At 73.6% G+C, this 13,657-nt stretch carries 9 protein-coding genes and 1 pseudogene; all 10 read right to left on the bottom strand.

Going from position 1 to position 13,657, the window contains the following annotated elements; all coding sequences use genetic code 11:
• Nucleotides 1-45 precede the first annotated feature (45 nt).
• Nucleotides 46-954 (bottom strand): cell division protein FtsQ, encoded by a 909-nt coding sequence (ftsQ, locus tag AWC19_RS27205; RefSeq protein ID WP_085081178.1) that lies wholly within the window; start codon nt 952-954, stop codon nt 46-48.
• The gene (gene murC, locus AWC19_RS27200) at nt 951-2,390 is read right to left on the bottom strand and encodes a UDP-N-acetylmuramate--L-alanine ligase (RefSeq protein WP_211285015.1); all 1,440 of its coding nucleotides are present in this window, start codon (nt 2,388-2,390) and stop codon (nt 951-953) included. The genes ftsQ and murC overlap by 4 nt, the downstream gene beginning before the upstream one ends.
• A gap of 50 nt (nt 2,391-2,440) precedes the next feature.
• The gene (gene murG, locus AWC19_RS27195; RefSeq protein ID WP_085081177.1) at nt 2,441-3,658 is read right to left on the bottom strand and encodes an undecaprenyldiphospho-muramoylpentapeptide beta-N-acetylglucosaminyltransferase; all 1,218 of its coding nucleotides are present in this window, start codon (nt 3,656-3,658) and stop codon (nt 2,441-2,443) included.
• On the bottom strand, nt 3,655-5,379 hold the full coding sequence (gene ftsW, locus AWC19_RS27190; RefSeq protein ID WP_425436919.1) for a putative lipid II flippase FtsW: 1,725 nt from the start codon (nt 5,377-5,379) through the stop codon (nt 3,655-3,657). Before ftsW ends, murG begins: the two co-directional genes overlap by 4 nt.
• A gap of 6 nt (nt 5,380-5,385) precedes the next feature.
• Entirely contained in the window at nt 5,386-6,855 is a 1,470-nt protein-coding gene (murD, locus tag AWC19_RS27185; RefSeq protein WP_085081175.1) for a UDP-N-acetylmuramoyl-L-alanine--D-glutamate ligase, read from the bottom strand.
• Nucleotides 6,855-7,934: a phospho-N-acetylmuramoyl-pentapeptide-transferase gene (gene mraY, locus AWC19_RS27180; protein WP_085081174.1), complete on the bottom strand. Its 1,080-nt coding sequence runs from the start codon at nt 7,932-7,934 to the stop codon at nt 6,855-6,857. Before mraY ends, murD begins: the two co-directional genes overlap by 1 nt.
• Nucleotides 7,931-9,487, bottom strand: coding sequence for a UDP-N-acetylmuramoyl-tripeptide--D-alanyl-D-alanine ligase (locus AWC19_RS27175; RefSeq protein ID WP_085081173.1), 1,557 nt, complete (start codon nt 9,485-9,487; stop codon nt 7,931-7,933). Before AWC19_RS27175 ends, mraY begins: the two co-directional genes overlap by 4 nt.
• Nucleotides 9,484-11,028: a UDP-N-acetylmuramoyl-L-alanyl-D-glutamate--2,6-diaminopimelate ligase gene (locus AWC19_RS27170; RefSeq protein WP_085081172.1), complete on the bottom strand. Its 1,545-nt coding sequence runs from the start codon at nt 11,026-11,028 to the stop codon at nt 9,484-9,486. The genes AWC19_RS27175 and AWC19_RS27170 overlap by 4 nt, the downstream gene beginning before the upstream one ends.
• 107 nt (nt 11,029-11,135) lie before the next feature.
• On the bottom strand, nt 11,136-13,187 hold the full coding sequence (locus AWC19_RS27165) for a peptidoglycan D,D-transpeptidase FtsI family protein (RefSeq protein ID WP_085081171.1): 2,052 nt from the start codon (nt 13,185-13,187) through the stop codon (nt 11,136-11,138).
• Nucleotides 13,184-13,657: pseudogene (locus tag AWC19_RS27160) on the bottom strand (hypothetical protein); the annotation flags it as partial. The pseudogene AWC19_RS27160 and the gene AWC19_RS27165, both read right to left, overlap by 4 nt.

Genomic DNA, 13,657 nt, shown 5'->3' with positions numbered 1-13,657 from the left:
AAATTTTTGTCGGGAGCGTCACGGGCGCCGACGCCGGGAGCGCGACTATTTGACGGTCGGCAGGTCCGGGCTGGACACGTCGTAGACCTTGCCGGGCTGGGTCAGCAGCGCGGCGAGCTTCTCGGCCTTCTCGTCGGCGCGGTCGGTGGTCCCCCAGATCACCGTGCGCCCGTCGCCCAGCGTCAGGGTGATCGACGCCACCGACGGGGCCGCGATCCGGGCGACCTGGCCCGAAACCTCCGGGCGCAGCGCGAGCAACACCTGCAACGCGGCCTTGGTCGGCGGATCCGTGGGCCCGGGATCGGCGACGTCGATGTAGGGCAGCGCCGGCGGCGGTGGCGCGGTCGCGAAGTCCACGCCGTCGCGGTCGAACAGGTGCGGGCCGTCGGGAAAGTCCTTGACCACCAGGGGAACCCGCTCGACGATGGTGATCCGCAGCGCCGACGGATACTGGCGCTGCACCCGCGCGCTGGCCACCCGCCGGATCGCCGCGACCCGGTCGGCGACCTGGTTGGTGTTGATCTGCAGCAGCGGCGTGCCCGGCCGCACCCGCGCCGCGTCGAGGACCTCCTCGCGCGTCACCGTCCCGATGCCGATGACGACGATGTTGCGCGCCGACATGGCCGGCGTGAAGTACAGGATCAAGCCGAGCCCGACCCCCACGACGGCCAGTACCACGCTGGCCAGCAGCATCTTCAGGCCCCGAACCACCCCGCGCGCAGGGGGTTTGGGCGGGCTGGCGATGCGGCCGCTGGCCCGGCGTTTGGCCTCGCGGCGCGCCTCCTCGATGGCCCTGGCGCGGGCCTGCGCGGCGCGGCGCTCCGCGCGTTCGCGGCGGGCGCGCCGGCGCGGCCCCTCGAATGCGGTGTCGTCCGCGGCGGTCCGGCCGTCGGCCTGCGCGGTGGCGAGGGGCTCGGTCATCACGCCGTCGGCGTCGTCGGCCGGCTCGGTCATCGCAACGCCCCCGGCCGGCCCGGCGTGCCGCGGTTGGCCCGGTCCCGCAGCGCGGCCACAATCTCGGGCCCGAGCAGGGTCACGTCGCCCGCGCCCATCGTGACGACGACGTCGCCGGGGCCGGCGACCGCCGCCGCCGCCTGCGCGACGGCCGAGAAGTCCGGCAGGTAGCGCACCGGCACGCTGACGTGCTCGGCGACGCTGGCCCCGCTGACGCCGGGCAAAGGTTGTTCGCGCGCGCCGTAGACGTCGAGGACGAACACCTCGTCGGCGGCGTCCAGCGCGTGACCGAACTCGGCTGCGAAAGATCTTGTGCGCGAATACAAGTGGGGCTGGAACACCACGATGCAGCGGCCGCCGTCACCGCCGTCGCCCTCCTCGAGGGCCGTGCGCACCGCGGCCAGGGTGGCGCTGATCTCCGTGGGGTGGTGGGCGTAGTCGTCGAACACCCGCACCGAGCCCTTGCCCACCGACGCGGTCCCGATCAGCTCGAACCGCCGCCGCACCCCCTCGAAGCCGGCCAGCCCGTCGAGCACCTCGTCGGCCGGGGCGCCGATCTCCGTCGCCGCCAGGAGCGCGCCCAGCGCGTTGAGCGCCATGTGCCGCCCGGGCATCGAGAGCCGCATCACGCGAGGGTGGGGCTCGCCATCCAGCCCGATGAGGGCCACCGCCTCGGTGCCGTGTTGCTCCCACGACAGCAGCCGGGCCGCCAGGTCCTGCTCGGGGGACGACCCGTAGCGCAGCACCCGGATGCCCAGCGCGGCGGTGCGTTCGGCCAGCGCCGCGGCGCCCGGGTCGTCGATGCACACCACGAGCGCGCCGCCGGGCGCCAGTCGCTCGACGAACGCGTCGAAGACCCCGACGTAGGCGTCGGCACTGCCGTAGAAGTCCAGGTGATCGGTTTCGATGTTGGTGACCACCGCGACGTCGGGCGCGTATTCCAGCAGCGAGCCGTCGCTTTCGTCCGCCTCGGCGACGAAGCAATCACCGCTGCCGTGGTGGGCGTTGGTACCCGCCTCCCCCAGCTCCCCGCCGACGGCGAACGACGGGTCCCGCCCGCAGTGCTGCAAGGCCACGATCAGCATCGACGTCGTCGTCGTCTTGCCGTGGGTGCCGGTGACCATCAGCGTGGTGCGGCCCTCCATCAGCCTGGCCAGCACGGCCGGCCGAAGCACCACCGGGATGCCGCGCCGGCGGGCCTCGACGAGCTCGGGGTTGGTTTTCGGGATGGCGGCGTGGGTGGTGATCACCGCCGTGGGGCCGCCGGGCAACAGGTCCAGCGATGACGGGTCGTGGCCGACGCGGATCTCGGCGCCCCTGGCCCGCAGCGCGTGCAGCCCGCGCGACTCCTTGGCGTCGGACCCCGACACCAGCGCGCCGCGGTCGAGCAGGATGCGGGCGATGCCCGACATCCCGGCTCCCCCGATGCCGACCATGTGCACCCTGTGCAACTCGGGGGGCAGCTCGGGCGGCGGCTGCCCGGCGCTCACGGTGCCCCTCCGGACCTCCGGCCCGACGCCACCGCCCGCCTGGCGATGTCCAGCGCCGCCTGGGCCACCTGGCGCGCGGCGTCCGGGTGCCCGACCCGGGCGGCCGCCGCCGTCATGGCCGCCAGCCGCGGCGGGTCGGTGAGCAGCGCGGACACCCGCTCGGCGACCGCGGCGGGCGTCAGGTCGGCGTCGGCGACCAGCATGCCCCCGCCGGCGTTGACCACCGGCAGCGCGTTGAGCCGCTGTTCGCCGTTGCCGATCGGGAGCGGCACGTAGATGGCCGGCAGCCCGACGGCCGAGACCTCGGCGACCGTCATCGCCCCGGAGCGGCAGATCGCCAGGTCGGCGGCGGCATACGCCAAATCCATCCGGTCCAAGTAGGGCACCGCGACGTAGGGCGGATCGCCCGGCTGCGGCTCGCGCAGCTCGAGGGCGTTCTTCGGCCCGTGCGCGTGCAGCACGGAGACGCCCGCGGCGGCCAGCTCGGCGGCGGCCCCGGAGACGGCCCGGTTCAGCGAGACGGCGCCCTGCGAACCGCCAAACACCAGCAGCACCCGCGCGTCGTCGGCGAAGCCGAAGTGCCGGCGCGCCTCGGCCCGCAGCGCCGCGCGGTCCAGCGCGGTGATGGCGGCCCGCACCGGCACACCGACCACCTCGGCGCGCGCCAGCCCGCAGTCGGGCACCGCCGAGAGCACCCGGTCGGCGGTGCGGGCGCCGACGCGGTTGGCCAGCCCGGCGCGGGCATTGGCCTCGTGGATCAGCACGGGAATGCGCCGCCGCCGGGTGGGGATGCCGCGGGCGGCGAGGTAGGCCGGCAGGGCCACGTACCCGCCGAATCCGATCACGACGTCGGCGCCGACCGAGTCCAGCACCGCGCGGGTCTCGCGCACGGCGCGCCACACCCGCGGCGGCAGCCGGGCGAGGTCCCCGCCGAGCTTGCGGGGCAGCGGCACCGGCGTGATCAGCTCGAGGTGATAACCGCGCTGCGGCACCAACCGGGTCTCCAGACCGCGCGCGGTGCCCAGCGCGGTGATCCGGACCCGCGGATCCAGCGCGCTGAGCGCGTCGGCGACGGCCATGGCCGGCTCCACGTGCCCGGCCGTGCCGCCGCCGGCGAGCACCACCGAGACGGTGGAATCGATCGATGATGCGGCACCGGCGGGCGAGGGGCTCGCCCCCAGCCCGCCGGCCGGTTCATTGATCGTGCCGTTCACCCGTAACGCTGACCTTCCAATGCGCGATCCCGCCGTGTCCGGCGCTGGCCGGCGCCCTGACTGGCGTAGCGCTGGCCAGGTACATGATGCCTCGTGCGCCGCGCCGGGCGGGCGGCTGTGCGCCCGAACGCCGGCCGCGGCGGCGCGTCGTGGTTGCGGGACGCGTTCCGGGCGGGGCCCTGCTTGCCCTTCTTGGCCGGCTTCGCCTTGGCGGGTTGCGGGGCCTTTTTGTGATCCCGGAACGCCTCGATGCGGCCCGGCACGTACGGCTGCGGCAGCGGCAGCCGCAGCACCCGGTTCACCTTGTCGTCGCGGCCGGCCCGCAGCGCGGCCACCGCCTCCGGCTCGTGACGGGCCGCGTTGGCCATGATGCCTATCATGAAAAGCGTTGCCGCCGTGGAGGTTCCGCCGGCAGAAATGAGCGGCAGCTGCAGCCCGGTGACCGGCAGCACCCCGATCACGTAGCCGATGTTGATGAACGCCTGCCCGAGGATCCACATGGTGGTGGTCGCGGTCAGCAGCCGCAGGAAGGGGTCGGCCGACCGGCGCGCGATGCGCATCCCGGTGTAGGCGAACAGCCCGAACAGGGCCAACAGGCCGAACGCGCCGATGAAGCCTAGCTCCTCGCCGATGATCGCGAAGATGAAGTCGTTGTGGGCGTTGGGCAGGTAGTTCCACTTGGCGACGCCCTGGCCGAGGCCGTCGCCGAAGATGCCGCCGTGGGCCAGCGCGAACTTGGCCTGCCGGGCCTGGTAGCCGGTGTCCTGCGGGTCGCTTTCGGGGTTGATCCAGGAACGCACCCGTTCCGAGCGGTAGCCGGCCGACATCGCCAGGACGGCGCCGGCGACGAACACCGCCGCCAGGGAGGTGACGAAGACGCGCAGCGGCAACCCGGCGTACCACAGCAGGGCCAGCAGGATGATGCCCAGCGACACCGTCTGGCCGAGATCGGGCTGGGCGACGATGAGTGCCAGCGCGATGACGGCCGCCGGCACCAGCGGGATCAGCATCTCGCGCAGCGAGGCCCGTTCCATGCGCCGGGCCGCCAGCAGGTGCGCGCCCCAGATGGCGAAGGCGATCTTGGCCAGCTCGGAGGGCTGCATGGACAAGCCCGCGACCACGAACCACTTGCGGGAGCCGTTGGCCAGGTTGCCGATCCCGGGGACCAGCACCAGCACCAGCAGGATGATGGTGATCAGGTAGCCGGTGAAGGCGACCCGCCGGATGAACCGCACCGACACCCGCAGCGCGACGTAGGCCGCGACGAGCCCGATGACCGTCCACAGGACCTGCTTGCCGAAGATCACCCAGGCCGAGCCGTCGGCGCCGTACGAGCGCACCCCGGAGGCCGACAGGACCATGATCAGGCCGAGCGTCGTCAGCAGCCCGGCGATGGCGATGATCAGGTGAAACGAGGTCATGGGCCGGCCCAGCCAGGCCCCGAACCGGCGGCGCAGACCCCCCAGTTGCGCCCCGGCTTCGACCTTTACGGCCGACCCAGCGGCCGGACCCGCGGCCGGCGCTTCGGGGGCCGCGCCGCCGCCGGCGGCCTCGACGCCGTCGGTGGTGGCCTGAGCGGTGGCCTGAGCGGTGGCCTGAGTGGTGGCCTGGGCGGTGGCCTGGGAACTGGCCTGCGTCATGGCGCCGGGCGTGGCCGCGCCGTCGCTGCCCTTGCCCCGGCGCTGGTCCCGGCGCCTAAGCCGGCTCAGCGGGTTACCCACGCCCGCCTACCGGGTCGCCGCGCGGACGGCGGCCGCGAAGGCGTCGCCGCGCTCGGCGTAGCCGTTGAACTGGTCGAACGACGCACCGGCCGGCGCCAGCAGCACCGTGTCGCCGGGCTTCGCCAGCTCGCGGGCGGCCGCGACGGCCGCCGCCATGACACGCGCGCCGAGGCCCCCGCCCGACTGTCTCACTTCTGTCACATCTGCATCAGAAACCACAGCAGTCGCATCCATACCAGCATCCTCGCCCGTCACGACCTGGACGACGGGCACATCCGGCGCGTGTCGCGATAACGCCTCGGCAACCAGCCCGCGATCTCGGCCGATGAGCACCGCGCCGACCAGCCGCGGGGCCATCCTGGCGACCTCCGCGTCCACCGACGCTCCCTTCAGCAAACCGCCGGCCACCCAAACCACCCGCGGGTAGGCCAGCACCGACGCCTCGGCCGCATGCGGATTGGTGGCCTTGGAGTCGTCGACGTAGCCGATGCCGTCGGCGACGGCCACCACCTCGGCGCGGTGCCGGCCCACGCGAAACGACGCGACCGCGCTCGCGATCGCCTCGGCGGGCACCCCGACGCTGCGGGCCAGCGCGGCGGCGGCCAGGGCGTCGAGCACCCCGACCGGGCCAGGCACCGGGATCGACGCCGCGGGCAGCAGCGCCAGGTCGTCGGCGAAGGCACGGTCCACCAGCTGGCCGCCGCGCACCCCGAGCTCGCCGGCGTTCGGCTCACCCAGGCGGAAGCCGACCCGGATCGGGGCCTGCGCGGTGGCCAGCAGCGCGGCGGCCCGGGCGTCGTCGAGCCCGACCACCGCCACCCGGCCGTTCAGCACCCGGGCCTTGGCCGCGGCGTAGTCGGCCATCGTGGAATGCCAGTCCAGGTGGTCTTCGGCGACGTTGAGCACCGCGCCGGCCTCCGGCCGCAGCGACGGCGACCAGTGCAGCTGGAAGCTGGACAGCTCGACCGCCAGCAGGTCGGCGGGCTCGGTCAGGACGTCCAGCACCGGGCTGCCGATGTTGCCGCACAGCACGCTGCGCAGCCCGCCGGCGACCAGCATGGCGTGCAGCATCGACGTCGTCGTCGTCTTGCCGTTGGTGCCGGTCACCACGAGCCAGCGGCGCGGCGGCCCGTAGCGGCCGGCCGCGTCGAGGCGCCAGGCCAGCTCCACGTCCCCCCAGATCGGGACGTCCGCCGCCGCGGCGGCGGCCAGCAGCGGCGTGCTCGGCGCGAAGCCGGGACTGGTAACCACCAGCGCGTAGTCGGCGATCCGGTCGGCGGTTGCCGCCGTGGTCGCGGTCGGGACGCCGGCGTCGGTGTACCGGCGCAGCGTGGCGGGGTCGTCGTCGCACAGGGTGGGCGCGGCGCCGAATCGGGTCAGGGCGGTCAGCACCGCCTTGCCGGTCACGCCGCCGCCGGCCACCAGCACCGGCGCGCCCGCGGCCAGCGGCGCCCCTGCGTCTTCGGAGCGGGCCATTACGCACCGATCGCGGCGAGCCACTCACCGTAGAACAGCGCCACGCCCAGGCCGCATGTGATGGCGGTGAGCAGCCAGAACCGGATGATCACCGTGGTTTCCGCCCAGCCGCCCAACTCGAAGTGGTGGTGGAAGGGCGCCATCCGGAACACCCGGCGCCCGGTGGTGCGGAAGGCCAGGATCTGCACGACGACGGAGGCCACCTCGGCGACGAACAGCGAACCCAGCACGACGGCAAGGATCTCGGTGCGGCTGGTGACCGACAGGCCCGCGATGACGCCGCCCAGCGCCAGCGACCCGGTGTCGCCCATGAAGATCTTGGCGGGGGCGGCGTTCCACCACAAAAAGCCGATGCAGGCGCCGGCGGTGGCGGCGGCGATGATCGCCAGGTCCAGCGGATCGCGCACGTTGTAGCAGCCCAGGCCCGGCGCGGTGACGCACGCGTTGCGGTACTGCCAGAACGTGATCAGCACGTAGGCGGCGGTGACCATGGCCATGCTGCCGGCGGCCAGGCCGTCGAGGCCGTCGGTGAAGTTGACCGCGTTGGACCACGCGCTGACGACGACCACGCAGAACAGCACGAACAGCCCGGTGGTCAGGGTGACGGTGGCGATCTCGCGCACGTAGGACAGGTCGGGGCTCGCCGGGGTGAGGCCGTTGGCGTTGTGGAACTGCAACACCAGCACCCCGAACAGCACCGCGGCCACGATCTGCCCGACGGTCTTGGCCGTCTTGTTCAGCCCCAGGTTCCGCGACCGGCGGATCTTGATCAGGTCGTCGATGAACCCGACGCCGCCCAGGGCGGTGGCCAGGCCCAGCACCAGCAGCCCCGACGCGGTGATGCCCTCGCCGTCGAAGGCCAGCCCGGCGAGGTGGGTGCCCAGGTAGCCGGCCCAGATGCCGGCCAGGATCGCCACCCCACCCATCGACGGGGTGCCGCGCTTGCTGTGGTGGGTGGGCGGCCCGTCCTCGCGGATCTGGTGGCCGAATCCCTGCTTGGTGAACAGCCGGATCAGCGCGGGTGTCAACAGGATCGACACGGTGACCGCGATGGCGACGGCGATGAGGATTTGTCTCACGGGGCCGCCCCGGCCTGGTCGGAACTATCGGTGGCCAGCGCGTCGGCCAGCGCCCCGAGCCCGGCGGCGTTGGACGCCTTGACCAGGACCACGTCGCCGGGCCGCAGTTCGGCGCGCAACAACGCCAGGGCGGCGTCGCCGTCGGGCACGCTGACGGCGCCTCTGTCTTCGGCGGCGCCCCACGAACCCCACGCCCCTTCCAAGACCGCGCCGCCGTGCATGGCGCTCATCGACCTCCCGGTTCCCACGACAACGAGTCGAGACACATCTAAGCGCACCGCCAGCCGCCCGATGCGATCGTGCTCGGCTATCGCGTCCTCGCCGAGCTCGGCCATCTCGCCCAGGACCGCCCAGCTGCGCCGGCTCCGGTCGCCGCCGCGAAACCCTTGGTGCGCGATCCAGGCCAGCGCCTGCAGCCCGGCCCGCATTGAGTCGGGGTTGGCGTTGTAGGCGTCGTCGATGACCGTGACGCCGTCGGGGCGGGTGGTCACCTGCATGCGGTGCCGCGACACCGGGCCGGCCGCGCCCAGCGCGGCGGCCACCTGCTCGACGGTCGCGCCGCACTGCAAGGCGACCGCGGCGGCGCACAGCGCGTTGCCGACCTGATGGTCGCCGAACACGCCCAGCCGCACCTCGGCGGCGCCGCCGGCCGCGTGCAGCGTGAAGCGGGGCCGGGCCAATTCGTCCAGCGCCACCGCGTCGGCCCACACGTCGCTGGGCCCGGAGTCGGTGTGGCGTTCCCGGCTGACCCGGATGACCCGGGCCCGGGTGACCCGGGCCATCGCCGCGACGGCCGGGTCGTCCACGTTGAGCACGACTACGCCGGACTGCGGAACCGATTGCGGCAGTTCGGATTTCGTGCGGGCGATGGCCTCGTGCGAGCCGAACTCACCCAGGTGGGCCGTGCCGACGTTGAGGACCACCCCGATCCCCGGCGGCGCGATGTCGGCCAGCGCGGCGATGTTGCCGGGGTGCCGCGCCGACATCTCGAGGACCAGGTAGTCGGTGCGCCGCGTCGCGCGCAGCACCGTCCAGGGGTGGCCGAGCTCGTTGTTGAACGACCCGGGCGGGGCCACCACCTCGCCCAGCGGTTCCAGCACGGCGGCCACCAGGTCCTTGGTCGAGGTCTTGCCCGACGAGCCGGTGATCCCGACGATGGTCAGCCCGCCGGCCACCAGTTCGGCCGCCACCGCCTTGGCCAGCTTGGCCAGCGCCGCCAGCACGGCCGCACCGGAGCCGTCGGCGTCGTGTTCGAGCACGCTGGCCAGCGCGTCCCCGGCGGGGCGTGGCTGGGGTTCGACCACGACGGCGGGCACCCCGACCGGGCGGGCCGCCAGCACGGCCACCGCGCCGGCCGCCACCGCCGACCCCGCGTGGTCGTGCCCGTCGGAGCGCGCCCCCGGCAGGGCCAGGAAAAGCCCGCCCGGGCCCACGGCGCGCGAGTCGAATTCCACGGTGCCGGTGACGCGGAGCTCGGCCGCATCCTCCGGGGAGACGTCGGCCAGTGTGCCGCCGACTATTTCGGCGATCTGGGCGACGGTCAGGTCGATCATCGCGGCGCCTCGCGGGCGTTGAGCGCCGCCGCCAGCTCGACCCGGTCGTCGAACGGGCGGACCTCCCCGCCCGCGCGCTGCCCGGTCTCGTGGCCCTTGCCGGCGACCAGGACCACGTCGCCGGGCCGGGCCCACGCCACGGCGTGCCGGATGGCCTCGCGCCGCTCGGCGATCTCGACCACCTGGGCCGAACCGCCGCGCCGCGCCGCGCCGGCCAGGATCTCGCGGCGAATGGCCGCGGGGTCCTCGCCGCGCGGGTTGTCGTCGGTGACCACGACGAGGTCGGCCAGCTCGGCGGCGACCTCCCCCATCGGGGCCCGCTTGCCGGGGTCGCGTTCGCCGCCGGCCCCGAACACCACCGCCAGCCGGCCTTCCGGGGGCCGGAGCGCGGTGAGCACCGCCCGCAGCGCGCCCGGCTTGTGCGCGTAGTCGACCAGCGCCAGGAAATCCTGGCCGCAGTCGATCTCCTCGAGCCGCCCGGGCACCGCGGTTTCCAGCAGGCCCGGTGCGGCCTGCTCCGGGGACACCCCGATCAGGTCCAAAATGGCAAGCGCCAGAAGGCAATTGGCGACGTTGTAGTGGCCCGGCAGCCGGATGCCGACGAGGTGGTGCACCCCGGCGGGGTCGACGACGGTGAACTCCTGTCCCCCGGCACCCATCGGCCCGACGTCCACGGCGCGCCAGTGCGCGGGGCGGCCGGCGGCGCTGACGGTGATCGCGTCGCCGGCCCGCGCGGCCATGGACCGCCCGGCGTCGTCGTCCACGCACACCACGGCGCGCCGGGCGCGCAGCGGCGAGCCGGGGTCGAACAGCAACGCCTTGGCGTCGAAGTAGTCGGCCATGGTCGGGTGAAAGTCGAGGTGGTCGCGCGACAGGTTGGTGAAGCCGCCGACGGCGAAATCGGTGCCGTCCACCCGGCCCAGGACGAGCGCGTGGCTGGACACCTCCATGACCACGGTGTCCACCCCGCGTTCGGCCATCGCGGCGAGCATCGCCTGCAGCGCCGGGGCCTCGGGGGTGGTCAGCGTCCCGCGGATGTCGGTGCCGTCGATGCGGATGCCGACCGTGCCGATCAGCCCGACCGTACGCCCGGCGGCGCGCAACCCGGATTCGACGAGGTAGGTGGTGGTCGTCTTGCCGGACGTTCCGGTGATCCCGACGACCGTGACCCGGTCCGAGGGGTGTCCGTACACCGTTGCGGCCAGGCCGCCGAGCACGCCGCGCGGCGCCGGGTGCAGCAGCGTCGGGACGGCCCGCGCCCGCTCGCCCATCTCGGCCACCCCGGCCGCGTCGGTGAGCACCGCGACGGCGCCGCGGTCGACGGCATCGCCGGCAAACCGGGCGCCGTGCGTGGTCGAGCCGGGCAGGGCCGCGAACAGGTCCCCGGGCCGCACGTCCTGGGCGCGCAGCGTCACGCCGGTCACCGGCACGTCAGGGACGGTCACGCCCCGGTCGGCCGGCACCGCGCCGATCTGCGCGGCCAGGGCGGACAGGCTGGCGCCCGAGCCGGCGCTGGGGCGCAAATCAGTGGGCACCGACACCGCTGCTCACACCTCCGTCCACCCGCGTCGATCCTCATGATCGGCGATGACACCCTACCTACCGCCACCGGCCGCCAGGGCGTCCCGCGGCAATGGATGGCAACGGATTAAGTGGCCTGCAGCGTCAGCGGCGGCCCGGGATCCGGCGACAGCGGCACGTTCTCCCGCTGCATCAGCCAGCCGGCGATGTTGTGGAACAGCGGGGCCGCCGAATGACCGGGCGACCCGTCGGCGTTGCGCTGGGGGTTGTCCATCATGATGCCGATGACGTAGCGCGGGTTGTCGACGGTCGCCATCCCGGCGAAGGTGATCCAGTAGACGTCGTCGAAGTAGCAGCCGCAGCCCGGGTTGATCTGCTGGGCGGTGCCCGTCTTGCCGGCCATCTGGTAGCCCGGCACCGCGGCGGCCGGGCCGGTGCCCTGCTGGTAGCCCATCGGGTCGCGCTGCACGACGGCGCGCAGCATGCCCCGCACCGTCTGCGCGGTCTGCGGCGACACCACCCGCACCCCCTCGGGGCGCGGCTCCTCGGTGCGGGTGCCGTCGGGCGCGATGGTGGCCTTGATGATCCGCGGCGGCACGCGCAGCCCGTCGTTGGCGATGGTCTGGTACATGCCGGTCATCTGCAGCAGCGTCATCGAAAGGCCTTGGCCGATGGGCAGGTTGGAGAAGGTGCTACCCGACCACTGGTCGATGGGCGGCACCAGCCCGGCGCTCTCGCCGGGCAACCCGACGTTGGTGCGCTGGCCCAGGCCGAACTTGCGGACCATGTCGTAGAAGCGTTCCGGGCCGACGCGCTGCGCGAGCATCAGCGTTCCGACGTTGGACGACTTCCCGAAGATCCCGGTGGTGGTGTAGGGCATCACGCCGTGCTCCCACGCGTCGTGGATGCTGACGCCGCCCATCTGGATCGAGCCCGGCACCTGCAACACCTCGTCGGGGTTACTCAGCCCGTACTCGATGACCGACGAGGCGGTGATCACCTTGTTCACCGACCCGGGCTCGAACGGCGAGGAGACCGCCAGGTTGCCCAGCTGCCTGTCACCCTGGCGGCCGATGTCCTGCGAGGGGTCGAAGGTGTTGTCGTTGGCCATCGCCAACACCTCGCCGGTCTTGGAGTCCAGCACCACCGCCGAAACGTTGTGCGCCCCAGACAGATTCTTCGCCTGCTGCACCTGCTGCTGGACGTAGAACTGGATGTCGTTGTCGATGGTCAGCTGCACGGTCGAGCCGTTGACCGCCCGGTGCCGGTTGCGGTAGCTGCCGGGGATCACCACGCCGTCGGAGCCGCGGTCGTAGGTGACCGAGCCGTCGGTTCCCGACAACACGGAGTCCAGCGATTCCTCGAGCCCGAGCAGCCCGTGACCGTCCCAGTCGATGCCGCCGACGATGTTGGCGGCCAGCGATCCGCCCGGATACTGGCGCAGATCCTGGCGTTCGGAACCGACCTCGGGGAACTTGTCGGAGATCGCGCTCGCGACGGCCGGGTCGACGGCGCGCGCCAGGTAGACGAAGTTGTCGCCCGATTGCAGCTTTTTCAGCACGGTCGCATAGTCCGGCTTGTTGTTCAGCCGGGTCGAGACCTCCCTGGCGATGTCGCGCAGCCGCTCCTGCGGATCGGGGGCCGCCGAATTCTTCTTCTTCGCCTCCTCCAGCTGCTGGCGAATCCGCTTGGGCTGGAAGGTCAGCGCGCGTGACTCGGTGGTGAACGCGAGTTGGGCGTTGTTGCGGTCGACGATGCTGCCGCGGACCGCCTTCTCGACATCGGTGACCTTGAGCTGCCCGGCGGCCTGGGCGCGCAGCTTCGGGGCGTTGGTCACCTGCAGCATGAACAGCTGCACCGCGGCCACGACCGTCACCAGCACGATGACGGCGTTGCCGGCGCGATGCCGGAAGACGAACGACGCGCCGCGCGAGCCCACCTCGACCACCTGGCGGGTCCGCCGCTCCCGCGCCGAGTGCCCGGCCTGCGCGGGACCGGGACGAATGTCCTTGGCGTGCCTGCCCTTCCGGAACCCCCTCGCCTTGGCGCCGGCGTCCTGCGGCGCCTTGCGAGCACGCTTGGGTTGCCGGATGGCCTTGGCCTCCTGCGACTTGCGTGGACCCCGCGCCGGTCGCCCGGGCTGCGACCGGCGGGCCCGCCGGTCCTCGCCGCGGCTCACCGGGGCGCACCCGCCGTCGCGCCGGGTAACGGACCCGGTGCGACGGGGACGCCGGGCACCACCGCCTGCGGGACCGCCGGCGCGATTCCGGGGTGCACCGGGACCGGCACCTCCGCGGGCAACGGCGCCGGCATCTGGCCCGGGAGGGGAACGGGCAAGCCGCCCAACGGGATCGACACTTCGGGCGGGCCCGGGGCGGGCGCCGGTGCCCCGGGTGCCGGCAGGCCTGGCGTCGGCAGCCCCGGTGTGGGCAACAGCGCCGGCAGCTGGCCGGCGCGCGGCGCGTTGGGCAGGCCCGGAAGCTGGGGCGTGGTCTGGGGCAGGTGCTGACCGCCGACCGTCGCGGCGCCGTCAGGGGTGCGCAGCAGCGCCTCGGGTCCCGACCTGCCCGGTACCGCCGGGCCGCCGGGCAGCGGCTGCACGCGCACCGGGACCTCCGGGGCCAGGGCCGGTGCCGGGGGCGCCGGCGG

Origin of the sequence: Mycobacterium palustre, from assembly GCF_002101785.1 — a bacterium.
In the GTDB taxonomy this organism is placed as follows: Bacteria; Actinomycetota; Actinomycetes; order Mycobacteriales; family Mycobacteriaceae; genus Mycobacterium; species Mycobacterium palustre.
Note: the sequence above shows the minus strand (reverse complement) of the source record. Positions and strands in the feature narration are given on the sequence as shown.